21 protein-coding genes and 1 riboswitch are annotated in these 23,321 nt (G+C 74.1%); of the genes, 12 read left to right on the forward strand and 9 right to left on the reverse strand.

Translation table 11 applies throughout. The features are described 5' to 3' along the window. Nucleotides 1-2 precede the first annotated feature (2 nt). Nucleotides 3-398 (forward strand): Rieske (2Fe-2S) protein, encoded by a 396-nt coding sequence (locus amrb99_RS13560; protein WP_190856295.1) that lies wholly within the window; start codon nucleotides 3-5, stop codon nucleotides 396-398. On the opposite strand, the gene amrb99_RS13565 is transcribed toward amrb99_RS13560, so the two are convergent. Then, entirely contained in the window at nucleotides 385-1,635 is a 1,251-nt protein-coding gene (locus amrb99_RS13565) for a mechanosensitive ion channel domain-containing protein (protein WP_347256665.1), read from the reverse strand. The two genes, amrb99_RS13560 and amrb99_RS13565, sit on opposite strands and share 14 nt — an antisense overlap. A gap of 156 nt (nucleotides 1,636-1,791) precedes the next feature. Between amrb99_RS13565 and uvrC the strand changes: the two genes are divergently transcribed. The 4 genes from uvrC to whiA are packed head-to-tail and all read left to right on the forward strand — an operon-like array spanning nucleotide 1,792 to nucleotide 6,837. Further along, nucleotides 1,792-3,885, forward strand: coding sequence for an excinuclease ABC subunit UvrC (gene uvrC / locus amrb99_RS13570; RefSeq protein WP_190856296.1), 2,094 nt, complete (start codon nucleotides 1,792-1,794; stop codon nucleotides 3,883-3,885). Beyond that, entirely contained in the window at nucleotides 3,882-4,760 is an 879-nt protein-coding gene (gene rapZ, locus amrb99_RS13575) for an RNase adapter RapZ (protein WP_151542668.1), read from the forward strand. The genes uvrC and rapZ overlap by 4 nt, the downstream gene beginning before the upstream one ends. Before the next feature lie 46 nt (nucleotides 4,761-4,806). Next, complete coding sequence (gene yvcK, locus amrb99_RS13580) at nucleotides 4,807-5,796, forward strand: uridine diphosphate-N-acetylglucosamine-binding protein YvcK (protein WP_194736795.1); 990 nt, start codon at nucleotides 4,807-4,809, stop codon at nucleotides 5,794-5,796. 60 nt (nucleotides 5,797-5,856) lie between these two features. Then, nucleotides 5,857-6,837, forward strand: coding sequence for a DNA-binding protein WhiA (whiA, locus tag amrb99_RS13585; RefSeq protein ID WP_151542670.1), 981 nt, complete (start codon nucleotides 5,857-5,859; stop codon nucleotides 6,835-6,837). Nucleotides 6,838-6,878: 41 nt separating this feature from the next. On the opposite strand, the gene amrb99_RS53100 is transcribed toward whiA, so the two are convergent. From amrb99_RS53100 to amrb99_RS13605, 4 genes are all read right to left on the reverse strand, one after another. Next, complete coding sequence (locus amrb99_RS53100; RefSeq protein WP_190856297.1) at nucleotides 6,879-8,762, reverse strand: heparinase II/III family protein; 1,884 nt, start codon at nucleotides 8,760-8,762, stop codon at nucleotides 6,879-6,881. A 119-nt stretch (nucleotides 8,763-8,881) separates the two neighbouring features. Next, nucleotides 8,882-10,096, reverse strand: coding sequence for a hypothetical protein (locus amrb99_RS13595; protein WP_190856298.1), 1,215 nt, complete (start codon nucleotides 10,094-10,096; stop codon nucleotides 8,882-8,884). Further along, nucleotides 10,086-11,390 (reverse strand): hypothetical protein, encoded by a 1,305-nt coding sequence (locus amrb99_RS13600; RefSeq protein ID WP_190856299.1) that lies wholly within the window; start codon nucleotides 11,388-11,390, stop codon nucleotides 10,086-10,088. Before amrb99_RS13600 ends, amrb99_RS13595 begins: the two co-directional genes overlap by 11 nt. Further along, nucleotides 11,387-12,178: a hypothetical protein gene (locus amrb99_RS13605; RefSeq protein WP_190856300.1), complete on the reverse strand. Its 792-nt coding sequence runs from the start codon at nucleotides 12,176-12,178 to the stop codon at nucleotides 11,387-11,389. Before amrb99_RS13605 ends, amrb99_RS13600 begins: the two co-directional genes overlap by 4 nt. A 220-nt stretch (nucleotides 12,179-12,398) precedes the next feature. Between amrb99_RS13605 and gap the strand changes: the two genes are divergently transcribed. The 5 genes from gap to amrb99_RS13630 all read left to right on the forward strand — a co-directional run bounded on the left by gap (nucleotide 12,399) and on the right by amrb99_RS13630 (nucleotide 16,338). Next, complete coding sequence (gene gap / locus amrb99_RS13610; protein WP_190856301.1) at nucleotides 12,399-13,406, forward strand: type I glyceraldehyde-3-phosphate dehydrogenase; 1,008 nt, start codon at nucleotides 12,399-12,401, stop codon at nucleotides 13,404-13,406. 84 nt (nucleotides 13,407-13,490) lie between these two features. Further along, complete coding sequence (locus amrb99_RS13615; protein WP_190856302.1) at nucleotides 13,491-14,678, forward strand: phosphoglycerate kinase; 1,188 nt, start codon at nucleotides 13,491-13,493, stop codon at nucleotides 14,676-14,678. Between the two features lie 3 nt (nucleotides 14,679-14,681). Then, entirely contained in the window at nucleotides 14,682-15,476 is a 795-nt protein-coding gene (tpiA, locus tag amrb99_RS13620) for a triose-phosphate isomerase (RefSeq protein WP_190856303.1), read from the forward strand. A gap of 161 nt (nucleotides 15,477-15,637) precedes the next feature. Continuing rightward, the gene (gene secG, locus amrb99_RS13625; protein ID WP_173093730.1) at nucleotides 15,638-15,880 is read left to right on the forward strand and encodes a preprotein translocase subunit SecG; all 243 of its coding nucleotides are present in this window, start codon (nucleotides 15,638-15,640) and stop codon (nucleotides 15,878-15,880) included. An 83-nt stretch (nucleotides 15,881-15,963) separates the two neighbouring features. Next, on the forward strand, nucleotides 15,964-16,338 hold the full coding sequence (locus amrb99_RS13630) for an RNA polymerase-binding protein RbpA (protein ID WP_190856304.1): 375 nt from the start codon (nucleotides 15,964-15,966) through the stop codon (nucleotides 16,336-16,338). A gap of 117 nt (nucleotides 16,339-16,455) precedes the next feature. Here the strand turns inward: amrb99_RS13630 and amrb99_RS13635 are convergent, their stop codons facing one another. Next, nucleotides 16,456-18,051 (reverse strand): substrate-binding and VWA domain-containing protein, encoded by a 1,596-nt coding sequence (locus tag amrb99_RS13635; protein ID WP_190856305.1) that lies wholly within the window; start codon nucleotides 18,049-18,051, stop codon nucleotides 16,456-16,458. A gap of 299 nt (nucleotides 18,052-18,350) precedes the next feature. Between amrb99_RS13635 and amrb99_RS13640 the strand changes: the two genes are divergently transcribed. Beyond that, nucleotides 18,351-18,842: an Lrp/AsnC family transcriptional regulator gene (locus amrb99_RS13640; protein WP_190856306.1), complete on the forward strand. Its 492-nt coding sequence runs from the start codon at nucleotides 18,351-18,353 to the stop codon at nucleotides 18,840-18,842. A gap of 612 nt (nucleotides 18,843-19,454) precedes the next feature. On the opposite strand, the gene amrb99_RS50995 is transcribed toward amrb99_RS13640, so the two are convergent. After that, nucleotides 19,455-19,673 (reverse strand): hypothetical protein, encoded by a 219-nt coding sequence (locus tag amrb99_RS50995; protein WP_241755533.1) that lies wholly within the window; start codon nucleotides 19,671-19,673, stop codon nucleotides 19,455-19,457. Nucleotides 19,674-19,892: 219 nt separating this feature from the next. Continuing rightward, a riboswitch (ZMP/ZTP riboswitch) is annotated at nucleotides 19,893-19,979 on the forward strand. A 55-nt stretch (nucleotides 19,980-20,034) separates the two neighbouring features. Between amrb99_RS50995 and glyA the strand changes: the two genes are divergently transcribed. Next, nucleotides 20,035-21,306: a serine hydroxymethyltransferase gene (gene glyA / locus amrb99_RS13650; RefSeq protein WP_190856308.1), complete on the forward strand. Its 1,272-nt coding sequence runs from the start codon at nucleotides 20,035-20,037 to the stop codon at nucleotides 21,304-21,306. Nucleotide 21,307: 1 nt separating this feature from the next. On the opposite strand, the gene amrb99_RS13655 is transcribed toward glyA, so the two are convergent. After that, on the reverse strand, nucleotides 21,308-22,102 hold the full coding sequence (locus tag amrb99_RS13655) for a methyltransferase domain-containing protein (protein ID WP_190856309.1): 795 nt from the start codon (nucleotides 22,100-22,102) through the stop codon (nucleotides 21,308-21,310). After that, nucleotides 22,086-23,156: a GNAT family N-acetyltransferase gene (locus tag amrb99_RS13660; RefSeq protein WP_190856310.1), complete on the reverse strand. Its 1,071-nt coding sequence runs from the start codon at nucleotides 23,154-23,156 to the stop codon at nucleotides 22,086-22,088. Before amrb99_RS13660 ends, amrb99_RS13655 begins: the two co-directional genes overlap by 17 nt. Nucleotides 23,157-23,321: the final 165 nt, after the last annotated feature.

A 23,321-nucleotide genomic window follows, 5' to 3' on the forward strand; every position in this document is an offset into this window, starting at 1 on the left:
GCCTGCTCATCGGGGCGGGGCTCGCGGGCGTCGCCGGGCTGGCGGCCGCGTGCGGCGGGTCGTCCGGCGGCGGTGACAGCGCGGACGGCGGCAGCGGCGGGGGCGGGGGCGGGGGAGCGCTCGCCTCGACCGGTGACATCCCGGTCGGCGGCGGCAAGGTCTTCGAGTCGGAGAAGGTCGTGGTGACCCAGCCGACGCAAGGGGAGTTCAAGGCGTTCTCGGCGACCTGCACCCACCGCGGCTGCACCGTCGGGTCGGTGTCCGGCGGCACGATCAACTGCCCGTGCCACGGCAGCAAGTTCAAGATCTCCGACGGGTCGGTGGCGCGCCCGCCGGCGGACAAGCCGCTCGAGGAGAAGAAGATCACCGTGCAGGGCGGGAAGATCAGCCTCGCCTGAGCGACACCGCTCCGGACCTCGTCCGCGCCGGGCCGCCGCCGTCCTCGGCGGAGGCCCGGACGTGGTCGTCGACCTCGCCGCCCCGCATCTCGCGGTCCCGGGCGCGGGGATCGGTCGCGGTGATGTCGGCGGCCTCGTCGTCCGGCCCGCCGTCCGGCTCCCCGTCCGGCCCTCGGCCCGGCCCGTCGGCGGAGCCCCTCCGGGCGTCGGCGAGGTCGTCGTCCGTGCGGAAGCGGGGGAGCGCCTGGGGATGGTGCTCGCGGATGTAGGCGATGAGGTGCTCGCGGACGTCGCAGCGCAGGTCCCAGGCGCTCGCCGAGTCCGCGGCGCTCATCAGCGCCCGCATCGTGACCAGGCCGTTCGGCTGGACGTCCACGGCCTGCAGCACCCATTCGCGGCGGTCCCACAGCGGGTTCTCCTGCAGCATCGCGTACAGCTCGGTGCGCAGCTCCTCGATCGGCACGGTCCAGTCGACGTGCAGCTCCACCGAGCCGATCACCCGGCTGGTGTGCCGGGTCCAGTTCTCGAACGGCTGCTCGGTGAAGTAGGAGACGGGCAGGATGAGCCGCCGGTCGTCCCACAGCCGGACGACGACGTACGACAGCGTCAGCTCCTCGACGCGCCCCCACTGGCCCTGCACGACCACCACGTCGTCGAGCCGGAGCGCGTCGCTGAAGGCGATCTGCAGGCCGGCGAGCAGGTTGCCCAGCGTCGGCCGGGCCGCGATCCCGACGACCAGCCCGGCGACCCCCGCGGACGCCAGCACCCCCGCGCCGACCGCCCGCACGGCCGGGAACGTGAACAGCGCGGCGCCGACGGCCAGGATGACGACGACCAGGGCGGCGATGCGGCGCAGCAGCATCATCTGGGTGCGGGCGCGCCTGGCCCGCCGGTTGCGCTCGCCCTCGATCCGCATCAGCCGGGCGAGCGGCGGGTCCGTGAGGGCGTAGGTGATGCGCAGCACCAGCCAGGTGGTGACGCCGATCACCGCGATGCGCATGACGTGCCGGACGAGCCCGTCGGAGTGGTCGTTCATGTGCTGGTACGGCATCGCGGTGCTCGCGCTGACCACCACGGCGAACGCGAAGGCCGGCGCGGTGCAGCGCCGGGCGACCCGGCCGACGCTCGGCCAGTGCCTCGACAGCGGTCCGGCCAGCAGGCGCCGGCCCCCCTCCACGATCACGACGGACACCCCGACGACGACGGCGAACGTGATCCAGGCCCACAGCGCGGACACCTGCGGTACGACCTCCTCCGAGCGTGCGAAAACCCGACCGGACGTCTCTTTCCACTCCCATTACGAACATCCGCCCAAAATGGGGAGATCTCCATCACCCCAGGCCAGGACGTCCGGGCGCGCCGGGTGTCGGCGGCGCCCACTAGGCTTCATGATGTGGCAGATCCGGCGACCTACCGACCCGCACCGGGCTCCATTCCGGAGTCTCCCGGGGTGTACCGATTCCGTGACGAGCACGGCCGGGTCATCTACGTGGGCAAGGCCAAGAGCCTGCGCTCGCGGCTGAACTCCTACTTCGCCGACTTCTCCGCGCTGCACCCGCGCACGCAGACCATGGTGCAGACCGCGGCCCGGGTCGACTGGACCGTGGTCGGCACCGAGGTCGAGGCCCTCCAGCTCGAATACTCCTGGATCAAGGAGTTCGACCCCCGGTTCAACGTCCGTTACCGCGACGACAAGTCCTATCCCTATCTCGCGGTCACCCTCAACGAGGAGTTCCCGAGGGTGATGGTGATGCGGGGCGCCAAGCGGAAGGGCGTGCGCTACTTCGGGCCGTACTCCCACGCATGGGCGATCCGGGAGACGGTCGACCAGCTCCTGCGCGTGTTCCCCGTCCGCACCTGCAGCGCCGGGGTGTTCAAGCGCCAGCACCAGCTCGACCGCCCCTGCCTGCTCGGCTACATCGGCAAGTGCTCGGCGCCGTGCGTCGGGCGCGTCTCCCCGGACGAGCACCGCCTGCTCGCCGAGGACTTCTGCGACTTCATGGCCGGCAACACCAGCCGGTTCATCAAGCGCCTCGAGCGCGACATGCGCGAGGCCGCCGCGTCGCAGGAGTACGAGCGCGCCGCCCGGCTCCGCGACGACATCCGCGCGCTGGAGCGGGCCCTGGAGAAGCAGGCGGTCGTGCTGGCCGACACCACCGACTGCGACATGATCGCCTTCGCCGAGGACGAGCTGGAGGCGGCCGTCCAGGTGTTCTACGTGCGCGGCGGCCGGATCCGCGGGCAGCGCGGCTGGGTGGTCGACAAGGTCGAGGAGGTCACCACCGCCGACCTCGTCGAGAACTTCCTGATCCAGATCTACGGGGAGAGCGAGTCGGTGCCCCGCGAGGTCCTCGTCCCGGCGCTGCCGCCGGACGCCGACGCGATGACCGAGCTGCTGGCCGAGCAGCGCGGCGGGCCCGTCCACCTGAGGGTCCCGCAGCGCGGCGACAAGAAGACCCTGCTGGAGACGGTCGCCCGCAACGCCCACGAGGCGCTCAAGCAGCACAAGACGCGCCGCGCGTCCGACCTCACCACCCGCAGCCGGGCGCTGCAGGAGCTCCAGGAGGCCCTGGAGCTGGACGAGGCGCCGCTGCGGATCGAGTGCTACGACGTGTCCAACCTGCAGGGCACCAACGTGGTGGCGTCCATGGTCGTGTTCGAGGACGGGCTGGCCCGCAAGAGCGAGTACCGCCGGTTCACGATCAAGGCGGTCGAGGGGCAGGACGACGTCCGCTCCATCCACGAGGTGATCACCCGGCGGTTCCGGCGCTACCTCGCCGAGAGCGAGAAGATGGGCGAGCTGGACACGCTCGGCGACCCGGAGGACGGCGCGGAGGAGGGCGCGCACCAGCCGATCGACCCGGAGACCGGCAAGCCGCGCAAGTTCGCCTACCCGCCGCAGCTCGTGCTCGTCGACGGCGGCCCGCCGCAGGTCGCCGCCGCGCAGCGGGCGCTGGACGAGCTCGGCGTCGACGACATCGCCGTCTGCGGCATCGCCAAGCGGCTGGAGGAGCTGTGGCTGCCCGGCGAGGACGACCCGGTGATCCTGCCGCGCAACAGCGAGGGCATGTTCCTGGTCCAGCGGGTCCGCGACGAGGCGCACCGCTTCGCGATCACCTTCCACCGGCAGCGGCGTTCCAAGGCCATGACGGTGAGCGAACTCGATAGTGTTCCGGGTCTGGGCCCGTCGCGGCGTGCGGCCCTGCTGAAGCACTTCGGCTCGGTGAAGCGGCTGAAGGAGGCCACGCCCGAGCAGGTCGCGGAGGTCCCCGGCATCGGGCTGCGCAGCGCGGAGGGCATCGTCGCGGCGCTGCACGGGGCGTCCGTCCCGGCGCGCCGCGCCGGAGGCGGTGACGCGGGGGACGGTGGGGCCGGCGCCCGGACCGCCGCGGACGAAACGGCCCAGGGGCGGAACGGGGCCGGCGGGGGCCGGCGGCCCGACGGGGGCCGGAAGGCCGACGGGGAGCACGGGGGGAAGCGGACATGACCAGCGAGTCAAAGATTCCGGACATCGTCATCGTCACGGGGATGTCGGGGGCGGGCCGCAGCACCGCGGCCAAGTCCCTGGAGGACCTCGACTGGTACGTGGTCGACAACCTGCCGCCGGGGCTGCTGGCCACCATGGCCGACCTCGGCGGCCGGGTGAAGGACGCGGTGCCGCGCATCGCCGTGGTCGTCGACGTGCGCAGCCGCGCGTTCACCGACGACCTGCACTCCTCGATCGCCGAGCTGGAGGCGCGCGGCGTCCACCCCCGCGTGGTGTTCCTGGAGGCGAACGACGCCGATCTCGTGCGCCGCTTCGAGAGCGTCCGCCGCCCGCACCCGCTGCAGGGCGACGGCCGCCTCGTCGACGGCATCGCCCGCGAGCGCGAGCTCGTCCGGGAGGTCCGCGCCGAGGCCGACCTGGTGATCGACACCAGCGGGCTGAACGTGCACGAGCTGCGCAACAAGATCATCGGGTTCTTCGGCAACGACACCGGCGAGTCGAGCCTGCGCGCCACCGTGGTGTCGTTCGGCTACAAGTACGGGCTGCCCGTCGACGCCGACCTCGTCGTCGACTGCCGGTTCCTGCCGAACCCGCACTGGGTGCCCGAGCTGCGCCCGAAGACCGGCCGGGACGCCGCCGTCCGCGACTACGTGCTCGGCCAGCGCGGCGCCAAGGAGTTCCTCGACGCCTACGCCGAGGTGCTCCGGCTGCTCGCCGACGGGTACGAGCGCGAGGGCAAGCACTACGTCACGCTCGCCGTGGGATGTACCGGCGGCAAACACCGTAGTGTTGCCATGGCGGAACAGATCGCCGCCCGGCTGCGGGACGAGGGCATCGAGGTGCAGGTCGCCCATCGTGACCTCGGCCGCGAATGAGACCCGCGGCGCTGCCGGGTCCCGGACGGAGAGAGAAACGAACGCGTTGAAGCCTCTCGGCCCGAAGGTCGTCGCGCTCGGCGGCGGTCACGGCCTGTACGCCTCGCTGTCGGCGCTGCGGCGCGTCACCGACCGGCTCACCGCCGTCGTCACCGTGGCCGACGACGGCGGCTCCAGCGGCCGGCTCCGCCGCGAGCTGGGCGTCCTGCCGCCCGGCGACCTGCGGATGGCGCTCGCCGCGCTGTGCGGCGACGACGAGTGGGGCCAGACCTGGCGGGACGTCGTCCAGCACCGGTTCCGCAGCGAGGGCGACCTGCAGGGGCACGCCGTCGGCAACCTGCTGATCGTCGCGCTGTGGGAGCTGCTCGGCGGCGACGCCCCCGACGGCGCTCCCGGCGGGGCCGGCCCCGGCTCCACCGTCGCCGGGCTGGACTGGGTCGGCCGGCTGCTCGGCGCGCACGGCCGGGTCCTGCCGATGGCCGCCGTCCCGATGGACATCGTCGCCGAGGTCCGCGGCGCCGACCCCGCCCGCCCCGACGAGATCACCTACGTCAAGGGGCAGGTCGCGTGCGCCAGCACGCCCGGCTCCGTGCTCGGCGTCTCGCTCGTCCCCGCCGACCCGCCCGCCTGCCCCGAGGCGCTCGCCGCCGTCGACGACGCCGACTGGATCGTGTTCGGCCCGGGGTCCTGGTTCACCAGCGTCCTGCCGCACCTGAAGGTCCCCGCGCTCGCCCGCGCGCTGACCTCCAGCCGCGCCCGCCGCGTCGTCGCGCTGAACCTCGCGCCGCAGCCCGGCGAGACCGACGACTTCTCCCCCCAGACGCATCTGGAGGTCCTCCAGGCGCACGCCCCCGACCTGCGCGTCGACGTCGTCCTCGCGGACGCCGGCGTCGTGGAGGACACCGACGCGCTCGACAAGGCCGTCCGGCGGCTCGGCGGGCGCCTCGTCCTGTCGCAGGTGGCCGCCGACGACGGCTCGCCGCGTCATGAACCCGCCCGTCTGGCCCAAGCCTTCGTACAGATATTCAGTGACTGACGACCCGGCGGGCCGCGATCGGCCACACTGCTGGAAGTCCGATAGGGGGAGGGTTCATCTATGGCGATGACCGGTGTGGTGAAGGACGAGCTGAGCAGGCTCACGGTCATGAAGCCGTGCTGCCGCAAGGCGGAGGTCTCGACGCTGCTGCGCTTCGCGGGGGGTCTGCACCTGGTCAGCGGGCGCATCGTGATCGAAGCGGAGATCGACACCAACGTGGCGGCGCGCCGCCTCATCAAGGACATCTCCGAGGTGTTCGGGCACACCTCCGAGGTCGTCGTGCTCGCGCCGAGCGGCCTGCGCAAGGGCAACCGGTACGTGGTCCGGGTGTTCCGGGACGGCGAGTCGCTCGCCCGGCAGACCGGCCTCATCGACAACAACGGGCGCCCCGTCCGCGGCCTGCCCCGGCACGTCGTCGCCGGCGCCGCCTGCGACGCCGAGTCCGCCTGGCGCGGCGCGTTCCTCGCGCACGGCTCCCTCACCGAGCCCGGCCGCTCGATGTCCCTCGAGGTGACCTGCCCCGGCCCGGAGGCCGCGCTCGCCCTCGTCGGCGCCGCCCGCCGCCTGAAGATCCACGCCAAGGCCCGCGAGGTCCGCGGCGTCGACCGGGTCGTCGTCCGCGACGGCGACGCGATCAGCGCGCTGCTCACCCGGCTCGGCGCGCACGGCGCCGTGCTCGCCTGGGAGGAGCGCCGGATGCGCCGCGAGGTCCGCGCCACCGCCAACCGGCTCGCCAACTTCGACGACGCCAACCTGCGCCGCTCCGCCCGCGCCGCCGTCGCCGCCGGCGCCCGCGTCGCCCGCGCCCTGGAGATCCTCGGCGACGACGCCCCCGAGCACCTCGTCAACGCGGGCCGCCTCCGCCTGGAGCACAAGCAGGCGTCCCTGGAGGAGCTCGGCCAGCTCGCCGACCCGCCCCTCACCAAGGACGCCATCGCCGGCCGTATAAGGCGTCTGCTCGCCATGGCGGACAAGCGCGCCGGCGACCAGGGCATCCCCGGCACCGAGGCCAACCTCACGGCCGACATGCTGGCGCCGTAGGCCGCCCAGGGGGCAGCGCGGCGGCGTCAGCGGAGGCGGTGTCAGCGGAGGCGGCGGAGCGTGCCGTCCGCGGCCGTCTCGAAGACGAGGGCGTGACGGGAGAACGCCGCCTCGACGTGGACGCCGCCGCCCGGCAGGGAGCGGGTCCGGACGCTCGGTCGTTCCGTCCCGCGGACGGGGGCGATGAGCGTCAGCATCCGGACGTGCGGTCCCTGCGCGGGGAGCGAGACGACCGGCGCGGGGACCATCGTGCGCTCGGCCGGGGCGATCCAGCCCTGCGGCGGGCTCAGGGAGCCTCGGACCACCCGCGCGGGCCGCACCGCCGTGCCCGGCAGCGGGATCCGCAGGAAGTGCACGCGGAGCCGCCCTGCGGCGGCCACGGCGCCCGTCCCGTCCGGGACGGCGGTGAACGCGGCGGGCAGGTGCCAGAGCTGCTCGACGGGGTGGCCCGCGGCCGGGCCAGGCGCGGTTGAGTCCACGGAGTCCAACACCACCAGCGCGTCGGGGTCGGAGGCGGCGAGGACCGAGCGGGTCCGGGACGTCCCGGTGAAGGCCGTGTCGGAGAGCCGGAACGTGTCGGCGCCGTGCCGGAAGCGGTGTCCGGTCAGCGCCGTCGCGGCGTCCTCGCGGAACGGCGCTCCGCGCACCACGAGCGTGCTGTGCGCCTCGGGGGAGGCCAGCCACGCGCGCCAGGGCTTGTCGCTGTAGCCGATGTGGCCGCTCGGGACGAGAACGTCCTGGCCGAGCGCGTGGAAGGTCAGCTCCATGTGGTCGTCCTGCCCGTGCGCGTAGCGGCCGGGACCGAACCGCGCCGTGTAGGACATCTCGTCGGCATAGGCGCGGCTCCGGCCGCCCCATCCGGAGCGGCCCATCACGTATCCGGCCCTGTAGACGCGCGCCCGATCGGCGGGCGGCGTGCCCTTCCTGCCCTGCGTCGCGACGTACTCCAGCGGGCCGTCGCCCGAGGAGCCGAGGGTGGATGCCCTGCCCGCGAAGGATTCGCCGATCTGCAGCAGGTCGCCGCCGGGGGTGGTCTGGAAGGCGATGAACTCGTCCAGCAGCGCGAGCCGGCGGCCGATCTCCGGCGGCGCGGGCCGGCCGCATCCGCGCATCACCCGGAGCGCCAGCCGCCACCTGCTCCGGTTGTAGACGGCGTAGTGCGCGGACTGCTCGTTGCCGGCGCCGTCCGCGTCGACCGCCGGAAGCCCGCCGTCGGGCGGGTCGAGAATCGCAGCAAGGAGCCGGTTCCGGCCGAGGGCGGCGAGGTCGTCGCGGCCGATGGCGCAGCCCGCCGCCATGAGGATCATCGACTCGTCGGTGCCGTGGTTCCAGGGCCCGGAGTAGTGCTCGGGACGGGCGAGCCACCGCGCGTGCTCGGCGATCGCGTCGTCCAGCCACCGGCCGGTCGCGTACTCGCGCAGGCAGACGAGGGTGGCGAGGCGGAACTTGGTGGCCTCGGCGATCGCCTGCCGGCGGTCCGCGCGGAACCGTCCGGGGCGGTCGTTGCCGGCGAGCCAGTCCCGCGCGATGCCCGTCGCGGTGTCGAGGGCGGCGCGGTCTCCTGTCCGCGCGTAGGCGCCGATGAGGCCGCCGAGCCATTCGAGGGAGTGGAACCAGAGCTGCCAGGTCCGGTCGCCGTAGGGGTCGAGGCTCCAGTCGACGCGGGTGCCGGCGGCGACGCGGACCGGGGCGGCGCCGGGGACCCGGAACCGGCCCGCGCGGACCTCCGCCGCCGGGTTCAGCCTGTTCAGGCCGTTGAACCCGATGCACATCCCCTTGTACGGCGCCGTCCGCGCCGCCGCGGGCTTGCGCGCCGCCGGCGCGGCGGGCCCGCCCGGCGCGGACGTGAGCCCGCAGCAGGCGAGCAGCGGCAGCATGAGGGCGGTGCTCCCCGCGCCGTAGAGTCTCCCCCGAGATGTGAGCACGTCCCAGAGATACCCGGGGGTGCTCTCCGCTCGACGCCGCTCCGTGAAGGGTGCGTGAACGTCCGGCGACGGAACAGAACAGGGACCGTCCACCCGCCGGGCGGCGACCGCGCCGGGGTTCAGGTCTTGCGGAGGTCGCCTCTGAGGATGCGGTGGATCAGGTCGTCGCGGAGCTGGCCGTAGCCGGTCTCGGCCCAGACGCTGCGGGCCGGGTCGGCCTCGAAGTAGGGGACGTCCCGGCCGTCGCGCCGGTCCATGAGCATGTCGGGGGTCTCGCGGGCGCGGGCGGCGCGCGCGCAGGCGCGGCACGCGTGCACGTGGAGGCGGCGGCGGGAGCCGAGCGGCCGCCAGTCGATCTCGGCGGGGCCGTCGCCGTGCAGCGGGTTGAAGAAGCACAGCGGGCTCGGCGGCACCTCGGGTTTCCCATCGGCGAGCGCGCGGGCGGAGGCGAGGGCGTCGCGGCCCTGGTCGAGCAGGACGAGCACGCCGGCGAGGTCCGGGACGCCTCTGGCCTCGTCGAGGGTCTTCGCCGCGGCCTGGTAGGCGTCGAGGGCCCGGGTCATGAGGGCCCCGGCGCGCTCGCCGCCGGGCGCCGTCGCGCCGTCCAGCAGCTCCCCGAAGGCGATGACCTCGCGGGACGCCTGCTCGCGCAGCTGGTCCTCGCTCGCCTTGCCGGCGGTGGCGAACACGGTGCGCGGCAGCAGCAGGCCCTCGCCGGCGGCGCGGCGGACGGCCGCCATGCGGCGGCGACGCCACAGCAGGACGCCCGCGACGGCGGCGACCGCGACGCCGGTGCCGCCCGCGGCGAGCGGCACCGCTAGGCCGGCGCCGCCGTCGTCCTTCTTCGGCTTGGGCGCGGACGACTTCAGGTGCGCCTGGTACTTGCGGTCGATCTCCGCGGACTCCTGCTTGTAGACCTTCGTCGCGGTGCCGGAGGCGATCAGGTCGGTGAAGCGGGTGAGCCGCGCCGCGAGGGAGGCGCCGTCCAGCGAGTCGTCCCAGTTCACGGCCCAGGCGGCGTCGTCGGCGGCGTGGTCGCCGCCCCACTCGTGCCCCATCAGCTCGTCGGTGGACTCGTGGAAGGTGACGAAGATCCCGTCCCGGCCGAGGCGGCTGTGCACGACGGTCGCGAGCTGCTTGTCGTCGTTCCAGGTGCCGCCCTGGACCAGCGGCACGAGGACGATGTAGGTCGGCACCGGCATCTTCTTCAGCCTGGCGGCCAGGCGCCGCCGGTCCGCGGCGGGCAGCGCCGACGCGTACGACGGGTCGACGTAGATCGGGGAGCGGCGCAGCGCGGCGGCGATGCGCGCGCCGGGGGAGGGCTTACTCGACACCGAGGTACTCCATCACGCGTTTGACGAGGTCGTTTCCGCGGGACCCCCACGCCGCGTCCCGCCACACCCCGGGCACCGCGTAGTGCGGCGCGAGGCCGTCCGGGCCCTGGACGCGCAGGACACGGTCCGCGACCTCCTTGCCGGACGCGCCGAAGCAGGCCCCGCACAGCGGCTGCCTGCGGGGCTTGCCGCCGCCGGGATCCCCGGGCAGCGGGACGGTCTTGCGGCGGGTGGAGTCGCCGTGCAGGGGGTTCAGGAAGCACGGCGGCGGAGGGGCGGTCATGTGCCCGGCGAGCGCGCGCCGCCCCTGCCGGGCCAGGACGATCACGCCGACGAGGTCGAGGGCGTGCCCGGGGTCCTCGTGGACGTCGTCGTAGAGGATCTGAGCGGCGTCGAACGCGGCGAGGGCGAAGGCGCGGCCCCGGTTGCCGGACGCGTCGGGCAGCCGGTCGCGCAGCCGGTCCAGCTCGGCGGACGCGGTGCGCCGCAGCCACCGGTCCGAGGGCTTGGCCGGCGCGCCGGGATGCTCCTCGGCCTGCCCCGCCAGGCCCGCGACGGCGCTCCGGGTCCCGCCGCGGCGGAACCACCGGCGGCCTGCTGCGGCCGAGCCGATCCCCGCCCAGTACAGCGCGACCGCCGACAGCGGGCCGACGACGAAGAGCCCCCGCAGGAAGTGGGTCTTCACCGCGGGTTTGTCGGGCACCAGCGGATGATCGTCCTCCTGCCCGAACGGGACCGGGGGGCTGAGGAGCGCGGGCGACGAGGTGGGCGGCGCGGCGGGCGCGGCGGCCCAGGCGTCCACCCGCTTGATCAGCCGGTCGGCGAGGCCGCCGAACGGGCGGTGGATGTCGGGCGGCTCGTAGTCGGGGAGGTCGTCCTGCGCCACGACGTCCAGGTCGATCTCGCGCGGCACGTTCCAACCCTGGCCGAGCATGTAGCCGTCGCCGTCGATCATCAGGTAGAGGCCGTCGCGGTGCGTGACGCCGTGCAGGGCGGACAGGAAGGCGTCGTCCTTGCCCTGCGACTCCGATTCGGTCGGGTTGGGGGCCACGACGACCAGGATCGGCACCCTGATCCGCCCGGCGGCGGCGCGGATCGCCGTGCCGACGCGGGCGCGGTCGGCGGCGCCGAGCGCGACGTCCACGTCCGGGTCGACGAAGAGCGGGTCCTTGGCGAGCGCGGCGGCGACCCGGTCGAGGCGGTGGCCCGAGTAGCGGGGGTCGGGGGCCGCCGAGGCGGTGGCCGGCCACATCGCGAGGGCGGCCGCCGTGACGGCGAGGACGCCGCGCCTCATCGCTTCCCTCCCCGCCCGGCGGGCCGCGTCCGCTTTCCGCGGGCCTGTGCGCTCCGGCCCCGTGGACCGCCGAGCGCCGGCCGCCTGCCGCGCCGTATCCGGCGGCCCACCAGCAGGCCCAGGACGATCAGCCCGCCGAGCCCGGCGCCGACGCCGAGCGCGGTGCGGTTCTCGACGGCGGCCCGGTGGTTGCCGCGGTCGTAGGCGTCCAGCTCCCGCCGCGTCGCGGACTCGGGCCTCGGCGACGGGTGCAGGGCGCGCTCCCTCGCCCGGCCGGACAGGGCGATCTCCACGAACCGGTCGAGGACCTTCAGCAGGCCCGCCTCGTAGGGCAGTTCCGACGTCGCGGCCTGGTAGGCGTGCTCGACGTCGATCCGGCGCGTCCCGCCGAACTGCTGCACGTCGCCGAGGCCGCCGCTCGGATCGGTGACGAGGTAGACGCCGTCCTTGCCGAGCCGGTCGTGGAGCACGGGCACCATCGCCTCCAGATCGGACGGGGCGTCCGTGTCGTCGTCGCGGTGCCGGGCGGGCAGCGTCACCACGACGTAGACGGGCACGCCGAGCCTCCCGACCAGCGTCTTGATCTTCCCGGCGGTGCCGGGCGGCAGGAGCCGGGGCACCTGGTCGGTGACGTAGACGGGGTCACGCTCGAGCGCGGCGGTGATCGCGCCGATCCGCGTCTGCGCCGCCGGCGTTCTCCCCGGACGGACAGGCCCGGCCCATGCCGGCGCGGCGGTGCAGCAGGCGAGCAAACCGCCGATTACAAGGACGAACCACCCGCGCCGCATGGCGGGAGTCTACTGATGATCGTCCGGCCGGGAGGGGCGGCGGCGGCCCGGCGGACCGTCCCCCGGACGGGGGAGGACGGGTCACCCGCGAATCCACCGCCGCCGGTGTCGGGCTACCCGCGGGTCATTGGATAGGGTCAAGAGCGGGGGAAGACCCCGGTAGACAGCAGTTGACCGCCTGGTGACACCGGGCGACACGACGTACGAGGAGAGCCGTTCCGTGACCATCCGAGTAGGCATCAACGGGTTCGGCCGGATCGGCCGCAACTTCTACCGCGCCGTCAAGGCGAGCGGAGCCGACATCGAGATCGTGGCGGTCAACGACCTGACCGACAACGCCACGCTCGCCCAGCTGCTCAAGTACGACAGCATCCTCGGCCGCTTCCCCGAGGACGTGCGCGCCACCGCGGACGAGATCGTCGTCGGCGGCAAGGCGATCAAGGCGTTCGAGGAGCGCGACCCCGCGAACCTCAAGTGGAGCGACGTCGGTGCCGACATCGTGGTGGAGTCCACCGGCTTCTTCACCGACGCCACCAAGGCGAAGGTGCACGCCGACAACGGCGCCAAGAAGGTCATCATCTCGGCCCCGGCCAAGAACGAGGACCTCACCGTCGTGCTGGGCGTGAACGAGGACAAGTACGACCCGGCGAACCACACCGTGATCTCCAACGCGTCCTGCACCACCAACTGCCTGGCCCCGCTGGCGAAGGTGCTGCACGACAACTTCGTCATCGAGAAGGGCCTGATGACGACGATCCACGCCTACACCCAGGACCAGAACCTGCAGGACGCGCCGCACAAGGACCTGCGCCGCGCCCGCGCCGCCGCGCTGAACGTGGTGCCGACCTCCACCGGCGCCGCCAAGGCCATCGGCCTGGTGCTGCCCGAGCTGAACGGCAAGCTGGACGGCTACGCGCTGCGCGTCCCGGTGCCGACCGGCTCGGCCACCGACCTCACCGCGACCCTGTCCCGCGAGGTCACCGCGGAGGAGGTCAACGAGGCGTTCAAGAAGGCCGCCGAGGAGGGCCCGCTGAAGGGCTACCTCACCTACACCGAGGACCCGATCGTCTCCAGCGACATCGTCACCGACCCGTCGTCCTGCATCTTCGACTCCGGGCTGACCAAGGTCATCGGCGACCAGGTCAAGGTCGTCGGCTGGTACGACAACGAGTGGGGCTACTCCAACCGCCTCGTCGACCTCGTCAAGCTCGTCGGCTCGCAGCTCTGACCGCGACGAGAGTCCCGTTCCCGCCGTGGCCGCGCCGTGCGCGCGGCCACGGCGGGGCCGTATCCGGAAGGACACCGCATCCCGATGCGCACCATTGACGATCTGGACGTCGCCGGCCGGAAGGTGCTGGTCCGCGCGGACCTGAACGTCCCGCTGCAGGACGGCAGGATCACCGACGACGGGCGGATCCGGGCGAGCCTGCCCACGATCGAGACGCTGCTGGCCAAGGGCGCCAAGGTCATCGTCTGCGCCCATCTCGGCCGCCCGAAGGGCGAGGTCAAGCCCGAGTTCTCGCTCGCGCCCGTCGCGGGCCGGCTCGGCGAGCTGCTCGGCATCCGCGTGGTGTTCGCCGACGACGTGGTCGGCGCGTCCGCGCACGCCGCGGTCGGCGGGCTCGGCGACGGCGACGTGGCGCTGCTGGAGAACCTGCGCTTCGAGCCGGGCGAGACCAGCAAGGACGACGCCGAGCGCGGCGCGTTCGCCGACAAGCTGGCCGCCCTCGCCGACGTCTACGTCGGCGACGGGTTCGGCGCCGTGCACCGCAAGCACGCGAGCGTCTACGACGTGCCGAAGCGGCTCCCGCACGCCGCCGGCGACCTGATCGCCACCGAGGTGTCGGTGCTGGAGAAGCTCACCGAGCGGGTCGAGCGGCCCTACGCGGTGGTGCTCGGCGGCTCCAAGGTCTCCGACAAGCTCGGCGTGATCGACAACCTGCTCGGCAAGGCCGACCGCATCCTGATCGGCGGCGGCATGGTCTTCACCTTCCTCAAGGCGCAGGGCCACGAGGTCGGCAAGAGCCTCCTCGAGGAGGACCAGCTCGACACCGTCCGCGAGTACCTGCGGCGCGCCGAGGAGACCGGCGTGGAGTTCGTGCTGCCGGTGGACGTCGTCGCCGCGACCGCGTTCGCCGCGGACGCCGACCACGACGTGGTCGCCGCCGACGCGATCCCCGCCGACCGGCTCGGCCTGGACATCGGCCCCGAGTCCGGCAAGCTGTTCGCCGCGCGCCTCGCCGGCGCGAAGACGGTGTTCTGGAACGGCCCGATGGGCGTGTTCGAGATGGAGCCCTACTCGCACGGCACCCGCGCCGTCGCGCAGGGCCTGATCGACTCGGGCGCGTTCACCGTCGTCGGCGGTGGCGACTCCGCCGCGGCCGTCCGGCAGCTCGGCTTCGACGAGGCCGCCTTCTCGCACATCTCGACCGGCGGCGGCGCGAGCCTCGAATACCTCGAGGGCCGGACGCTGCCGGGCCTGCAGGCTCTGGAGGACTGACCGATGGCCGCCGCGACCCCTTCCCGCAAGCCCCTGATGGCGGGCAACTGGAAGATGAACAAGAACCACCTGGACGCGCTGCTGCTCGTCCAGAAGATGGCGTTCGCGCTGAAGGAGCCCGACTTCGAGGCCGTCGACGTCGTCGTGTGCCCGCCGTTCACCGACCTGCGCACGGTGCAGACGGTGATCGCGGCGGACAACTACGCCATCCAGTACGGCGCCCAGGACGTCTCGCAGCACGCGTCGGGCGCCTACACCGGCGAGATCGCCGCGTCGATGCTGGCGAAGCTGGGCTGCTCCTACGTGATCGTGGGGCACTCCGAGCGGCGCGAGTACCACGCCGAGGACGACGCGCTCGTCAACGCCAAGGCCAAGGCGGTCCTCGGCGCGGAGATGACCCCGATCGTCTGCGTGGGCGAGGGCCTGGAGGTGCGCAAGTCCGGCGGGCACGTCGCGCACGTCCTCGCGCAGCTGGACGGGGCGCTGGAGAAGATCCCCGCCGAGCAGGTGCGGCGCACCGTGATCGCCTACGAGCCGGTCTGGGCGATCGGCACCGGCGAGGTCGCCACCCCGCAGGACGCGCAGGAGGTCTGCGCGGCGATCCGCACCCGGCTCGCCGAGCTGTACGACGGCGGAGTGGCCGACCAGGTGCGTATCCTGTACGGCGGCTCGGTGAAGGGCGACAACATCGCCAGGCTGATGGCGCAGGCCGACGTGGACGGCGCGTTGGTCGGTGGTGCCAGCCTCGACCCGGGCGAGTTCGTCAAGATCTGCCGGTATCGGGATCTCCCGGCCTGATCAAAACTGATCAATTCCGCGTGACATGGGGGTTCTTGCCGAACCAGCCGGTAGTTCGTCGTACCCTTCGTAGCTGACGGGTAAACCGCCCGGCTCGATCCTCCGTCCCTACAGACGAGGCCCCGTACCGCGGGGCCGGCCAGAGAAGGCGCTGAAGAACTGTGATCATCGCAACGTCCATCGTGCTCATCGTCACGAGCCTGCTGATGGTGGTCCTCGTCCTGATGCACAAGGGCAAGGGCGGGGGACTGTCCGACATGTTCGGCGGCGGCATCTCGTCGTCGCTCGGCGGCTCGTCGGTGGTGGAGCGCAACCTGGACCGGCTGACGATCGGCGTCGGGGTGGTCTGGTTCGCCTCGATCATCGTGCTCGGGCTGCTGTTCAAGCACAAGGGCGTCGGCTGAGCCGCCCCGTCCAACACGTTCGAGCGCCGCGCCGTCCTCGGAGGTCCCCTGGCGGCGGCGGCACACAAAGCGAGGAGTAGTCCGTGGGTAGTGGCAACGCGATTCGGGGCAGCCGCGTCGGGGCCGGTCCAATGGGAGAGGCGGAGCGCGGCGACGCCGCCCCCCGCGTCTGGGTGACCTTCTACTGCGCCAACCGGCACGAGACCCGCCCCAGCTTCGCGACCGACGTCGCGGTCCCGGAGACGTGGGACTGCCCGCGCTGCGGGTTCCCGGCCGGGCAGGACGCGGAGAACCCGCCGGCGCCGCCGAAGACCGAGCCCTACAAGACGCATCTGGCGTACGTGAAGGAGCGGCGCAGCGACGAGGACGGCGAGGCCATCCTCGAGGAGGCGCTCGCCAAGCTGCGCGAGAAGCGCGCCGCGGTGAAGAGGGCCCTGGAGGCCGCCGGCCGGAGCTGACCCTCCGCCCGCATCGCACCGAACCCTGGCCCGGCCCCCGTCGAGGGTGCCGGGCCATGGCCTTTTCACGCGGGCGGCCCGGACGGAACGGGGGCGCCCCTCAGCGGGACGGCGCGCTTAGCAGGAGGGGGCGCAGAGCCGGCGCGCGGTGGCCTCGCCGAAGATCCGCAGGATGTCCTGCGGGGCGCGGGCGGTGTAGACGCTGCCGCCGGTGGCGTCGGCGAGCCGCCGCAGTTCGGCGGTGTCGACGTCCGGGCCGAAGCCGATGACGATGATCTGCACCGGGCGGGTCTCGTCGCGCCCGGCGCGCAGCGCGGCGACGGTGCGGTCCAGGGTGGGCCCGCCGGGGTCCTCGTCGCGTCCGTCGGTGAACACCAGCACCGTGTTGACCATCTCCGGCCGGTAGGTGCGGCGCATGTACCGGACGGCGTCGAGGACCGTGTCGTACAGGCCGGTCGCGCCGTCCGGCTTCGGACGCAGCGTGGCCAGCGCGCTGAGGATGCGCTGCCGCCGCGTGACCGACCCGATCCGCCCGCCGAGCGGACCCATGGGGACGGTCTGCCGCCAGTCGCGGTCGCCGTCCAGCCGGGTGGAGAAGATCCACTGGCCGAGTTCGGTGTCGTCGGGCTGCAGGGCGAGCCCCTCCTGCGAGGCCTGCGCGATCGCCTGCAGCCGCGTCAGCCGGGACCCGGGCACCGGCAGCGCCATCGATCCCGAGACGTCGATCACCGAGAGCATCCGGGAGCCGAGCGTCAGCCGGGCCCATTCCTGCGCCGTCCGCCGGACCAGGGCGGGGTCGGGTTCGGCGAGGGCGGCGGGCGGGGCGGCGGCGAGGCCGTCCGTCCGGCCGAACGCGTCCGGCGCGCGACCGGCGGGATCGCGGAAGCCCGCCGCCTGGAAGCGGTCGAGGGCCTCACCGCCGCGCAGCGCGCGCTCGAACAGCCGCGCGCCGGGCCGGTCGTCGACGACCGTGAACGGATAGTCCAGCCACAGGGTCCCGTCCTGCGGGTAGACGGCCTGGACGGCGGCCGCCGGGTCCTTCCGGTCGTGCTCCCACACCGCCTGCTCGGGGACGGCCAGGACGGCCGCCGGACGCGCGGCGGCCCCGGACAGCGCGCCGAACTCGCGGGCCACGTCCGGTGCGGTGCTCTCCCGCACCGACCGCGCGAACGCCGCGAACGACGCGTCGCCCTCGCGCTCCCGCGCGATCAGCAGCGACGCGATCCCGGCCCCGGTGCGGGACGGGTCGGCCAGGGTGAGCCGGACGGCCAGGGAGCGCCGCTCGTCGGGCTCGGCCGCGTCCAGGAGGGCCTTCCAGGTGCCGGGGGTCCCGGCGGCCCGCGAGCGCGGCACGGCGGCGACCAGCGGCGTGCGCGCCAGGGGGCCTCCCACCGTGCGCGGCGGCCGCGCGAGCATCCGCAGCCACAGCGAGGAGTCGGGCACCCACACGTCCGGGCGGCGCACGCCCGCGCCGGCGGGGATCTGCCCGGACAGCAGCGCCGTCACGCCCGCCGGACCCGCCGCCCGCACGGTGACCCGGACGCACTTCCCGCGCGCCCGGTGGTCCGCGCCGTTGAAGGCGCCGGCGACCGCCGAGACCGCCGGCGCCAGTTCGGGCGCGACGGCCGCGTCGACCGTCGTCACACCGCCCGAGCACGACGTGATCGCCGACAGCGCGTAGACCGACGTGCCGAGCACCGCCGCGATCGCCATGCACACGACCGCCACGACCCGTCGCGCGCGCCGGGTCCGCCGTCGCGCGCGCCGTCCCGTTTCCCGATGCGCCCCGCTCACGATGACCTCGACTCCCCGTTGGGCGGCCCGCGCCGCCGCTGTGGGCCGCCAATTGTCGGCGTCCTGCGGGACGGGAGGCATCGGCGAAATCACCAGTCCCTCCCGCCCCGCGCTGGAGCCCGGCGCACAACGCCGAATATTCTTCGGGCAACACCACGTCGCGGCGCATCTTCCGTGCGGGAGTTCGGGACGCGGCGGCGAGTTCGGGAGGGGACCCCATGGACGCGGTCGACCAGGCGATCCTGCGGCGGTTGCAGCGGGACGGGCGGCAGACCAACAGGGAACTGGCCGAGGCGGTCGGGATCGCGCCGTCCACGGCGCTGGAGCGGACGCGGGCGCTGCGCTCGCGCGGCGTCATCACCGGCTTCCACGCGGCGGTCGACTTCGAGCGGCTCGGCCGCGGTGTCCAGGCGCTGATCTCGATCCGGATCCGGCCGCAGTCGCGTGAGGCGATCGAGTCGGCGCGCGACAGCATGGCCGCGATGCCCGAGGCCGTGGGCGTGTTCGTCGTGACGGGCAACGAGGACCTGTTCGTCCACGTGGCGGTGCCCAGCACCACGTACCTGCGGGACTTCGTGCTCGACCGGCTGGCCCGCCGCAAGGAGTTCGTGGACGTCCGCACCCTCGTGGTGTACGACTACGTCCAGCCGAAGGAGCAGGGCGAACTTCCGGCGGCCGACGGCCGGACGGGGCGAACGCCGTACGCCTGAGAGCGCGTTGACCGTCCCGAAATCGAAGAACCGGCGGGACCTCGCCTCGAGTCCGAACATATGACGGCTCAGCGCACCGACAGCCGCATGCCTGCCTAGCTTCGGAGGCATGGACCGACGAAACAACCCTTCCGCAGCGCTGCTGGTCCTGGCCGCCGGAGTCCTGTGGGGGACGGTCGGCCCGGCGCAGGTGCTGGCCGGCTCCGCCGCGAACCCGGTCGCGGTCGGCGGCGCCCGGATCGTCTCCGGCGGGGTGATCCTCGCCGCCCTGGTGCTCGTGGCCGATCCGCGGGCGTTCCGGACGCTGTCGCGGCGCACGTGGCCGCCGGTGGCCGCCGCGTCCGCCGCCACCGGGATCTTCCAGGCGTCGTTCTTCAGCGCGGTCGGCCGGACGGGCGCCGCGGTCGCGACCGCCGTGGTGTTCGGGCTCGCGCCCGTCTCGACGGGCCTGTGCGAGAGGCTGGTCCTCCGGACGCGGCTCAGCGGGCGCTGGTGGGCGGGGACGGCCTGTGCGATCGGCGGCGTCGCGCTGCTGATGGCGCCGGGCCCCGACGCCCGCGTCGACCTGCTCGGCGTCGGGCTCAGCCTGGTCGCCGGGACGTGCTTCGGCGTCTACACGGTGTCGGCGAAGGTCCTGACCGGCCGGAGCGGGCCGGGCGGCGGCGCCACCGGGATGGCGGCGGCGGTGTCGGTGACGCTGCTGGCCGGCGGGTCGGTGCTGCTGCCCTGGACGCTCGCGGACCTGCCCGCGCTCGCGGCGCCGCGGTCGGCGGCCCTGGTGGCGTGGCTCGGCGTCGCCGCGACCGCCGCCGCGTACATGTTCTTCGTCACGGGCCTGAACCGGGTGAGCGCCGCGACGGCCGGGACGCTGAGCCTCGCCGAGCCGCTGGTGGCCGCCGTCCTGGCCGTGGCGGTCCTGGGGGAGCGGATGTCGGGGCGGGTCGCGGCCGGGGCCGTGCTGCTGCTCGGCGGGCTGGCCGTGGTGTCGATCCCCGCGCGGAGCCGCCGGACCCGCCGGACGCGGCGGGGGCCGGAGGCGGCTCGCTATGATGTGGCGAACGCGACTGGCGCAGTCAAGGTGGAGACGACCACCGGGGAGCGAAACTAGTCCGCACACCGCGCGCCTGGGTGTACGGGTCCCCTGGCCGGGGCGCCCGCAGCGCGTTCCGGCGCGAGCAGCGCGGAGGTAGTCGTGCACGAGCCCGCCGTCCCCCATCTGCAGGCCGCGGATCCCGAGATCGCCGGGCTGGTCGAGGCGGAGGCCCGCCGCCAGTTCGAGAAGATCCGGCTGATCGCCTCGGAGAACTACGTGTCGCCGGCGGTGCTGGAGGCCACCGGCTCCGTCCTGACCAACAAGTACTCCGAGGGGTACGCGGGCAAGCGGTACTACGAGGGCCAGCAGAACGTCGACCCGATCGAGCTGGCCGCCATCGCCCGGGCCGAGGAGCTGTTCGGCGTCGAGCACGCCAACGTCCAGCCGTACTCCGGCTCGCCCGCGAACCTCGCCGTCTACATGGCGTTCCTCGACCCCGGCGACCCGGTGATGGGCCTGTCGCTGCCGATGGGCGGCCACCTGACGCACGGCTGGTCGGTGTCGGCGACGGGCAGGTGGTTCACGCCCGTCCGGTACGAGGTCCGCGCCGACACCGGCCGCGTCGACATGGACGAGGTCCGCGACCTCGCGCTGAAGGAGCGGCCGAAGCTGATCTGGTGCGGCGGGACGGCGGTGCCCCGCACCATCGACTTCCCGGCGTTCGCCGAGATCGCCCGCGAGGTCGGGGCGGTGCTGGCCGCCGACATCGCGCACATCGCGGGCCTGGTCGCCGGCGGCGCGCACCCGTCCCCGGTGGGCCACGCCGACGTGATCACCACGACCACGCACAAGACGCTGCGCGGCCCGCGCGGCGCGATGATCATGTCGACGGCCGAGCACGCGAAGGCGGTGGACAAGGCCGTCTTCCCCGGCCTGCAGGGCGGCCCGCACAACCACACCACCGCCGCGATCGCCGTCGCGCTGAAGGAGGCCGCGACGCCGGACTTCTCCCGGTACGCCCACCAGGTCGTGGCGAACGCGAAGGCGCTCGCGGGGGCGCTGCTGGAGCGCGGCTACGACCTGATCTCCGGCGGCACCGACAACCACCTGATCCTCATCGACCTGACGAACAAGGGCGTCGCGGGCAAGCCCGCCGCGCAGGCCCTGGACCGCGCCGGCATCGAGCTGAACTACAACGCGGTCCCGTTCGACCCGCGCAAGCCGTTCGACCCGTCGGGGCTGCGGCTCGGCACCGGCGCGATCACCACCCGCGGGCTGGACGAGGCGCGGATGCCGCGGATCGCGGCCTGGATCGACGAGGTCGTGCGGGCCGCCGCCCGGGGGGACGAGACGGCCGTCGAGCGGGTCGCGGGCGAGGTCCGCGAGATGCTGGCGGGCTACCCGATGCCGGGGTGGGCGCCCACCCCCTGAATCAGGACGCGCGCAGGATCGTGATCATGCGCCAGGCCTCGGGATCGGTGAGGGCCACCGCGTCCGCACCGGTCCCGAAGTCGCCGTACCGGGCGGCGACGTCCAGCCCGCCCGCGAGCCGGATCGCCGCGTCGAGCTCGGTCGCGGTCCAGAACCGGTAGGGGACGACGTCCTCGATGACGCGGGTCGCGCCGTCCGCCTCGATCGTCATCGTCACGCGGTCGTCGGCGATCTGGGTGACGGGGTCGAGCAGGTCGGTGGGCTCGCCCCACCGGACGGTGGCGCGCACGCCGTCGCGCTCGACCGTCCAGCCGGTGCTGACGCTCGGGTCGTCCGAGAGCCGGTCGCGCGGGTGCGACATCTCGATCACGTACAGCCCGCCGGGCGCCAGGTGCGCGGCGACGCGGCGCAGGTGCGCGACGAACGCGTCCAGCGTCATCAGGTGGGACGTGGAGTCCAGCATGGTCAGCACCAGGTCGAACCGGCGGCCGAGGTCGAACGCCGTCATGTCGTCCTGGACGACCTCGACCGCGACCCCGGCGCGCCCGGCCTCGCGCGCCGCGTACGCGCACATCGCCGGGTTCAGGTCCAGCGCGGTCGCGGTCAGGCCGCGGCGGGCCAGCTCGCGGGCGTGCTCGGCGGGCCCGGCGGCCAGCTCCAGCACCGTCCGGACCGGGCCCGCCGCATCCGGGCGGTGCTCGGCGCACCAGCCGAGGAGCACGCCGGTCTCGGCGCCCACGTCGCGGAACGAGCAGGCCAGCTCGTAGGCCCAGGGGTCGTCATAGATGCCGGTCACCCCGCCATCCTGCCAGCGCCCCGGGGGCGGGGCGGCCGTCCGCCCGCAGCCTGATCTCCACGATGGACGGCTCCTCGGTGCGCCGGGTCCGGCCGCCGAGCGAGGTCAGCAGGCGCCGCATCCGCACGTTCTCGCTCAGCGCGGTCGCGCGCAGCTCCACCAGGCCGCGCTCGCGGGCCAGCGCCAGCAGCAGCTCGGCGAGCGCGCGGCCGAGGCCGCGGCCCTGCCAGCCGTCCTCGACCAGGAACGCCAGTTCCGCGACGCCCGGGTCGAGCACGTGGATCAGGTGCGCGAGGGCGAGCAGCGATCCGTCCGGGCCCTCGGCGACGAGCGTCAGGCCGTGCGCCGGGTCGCAGAACCGCTCGATCGCCCGCGGCGGCGGGTACGGCTTCGGGCTGAAGTAGCGCATCCGGCGGCTGTCCAGCGAGCACCGCTCGTGCAGCTCGCGGATCGCGGGGGCGTCGCGGCGCTCGATCGGCCGGACGGTCACGTGCGTCCCGTCGCGCAGCGGCAGCCGGCGGGACGCCGGGCGCGGCGGCTCGGCGGGCAGCGCCGCGCGGACGAGCGCGTCGGCGCGCGCCGCCTCCGTCGCGGTGAACGGCAGGCCGTAGCGCCGGAGCCGGACGGCCCGCCCGTGCCCCAGCGGGACGGTCAGGACGTACTCGTCGTCCGCGTCGGCGCGGTCGGAGGGGCGCGCCCAGGCGGACTCGTCGGCGCGCAGCAGGTCGGCGAGGACCTCCGGGACCGCGTGGGGCTCGGCGCGCAGCCGGGAGGCCAGCACCAGCGCCCGCGTGGGCTCGTCCACCAGCTCGTGCGGCCGGGCCGGGCGGACGGCCGTGCGCGCGCCGCCCGCCGCGGCGAGCGCCTCGGCCAGCTCCCGCGGCCCGGCGGTGCCGGCCGGGACGTCCACGAGGAACTCGTCGACCACGCCGCCGGCGTCCACCTGGACGGACAGGGCGAGGATGTTGGCGCCGCGGCCGGCCAGCGCGGCGGTCAGCAGGGCCAGCCTTCCCGGCCGGTCCTCGATCTCGGTGCGGATGCGGAGCAGCGGCATGGAACGTTCCCTTCGCGGGCCGCCGGCCGGGTCGCGGGCGATCCGGGTCCGGCCGGTGTCCGGTGCGGACGTGGCCACTCTGGTTCACGGCTGTTACGCGGGCGCTACGTCATCGTGAGCGCGCGGTTTCACATTCCGGACGAGGGCTTGAGAGGCCCGACGCGA

This window comes from Actinomadura sp. RB99 (assembly GCF_014706005.1).
In the GTDB taxonomy this organism is placed as follows: Bacteria; Actinomycetota; Actinomycetes; order Streptosporangiales; family Streptosporangiaceae; genus Spirillospora.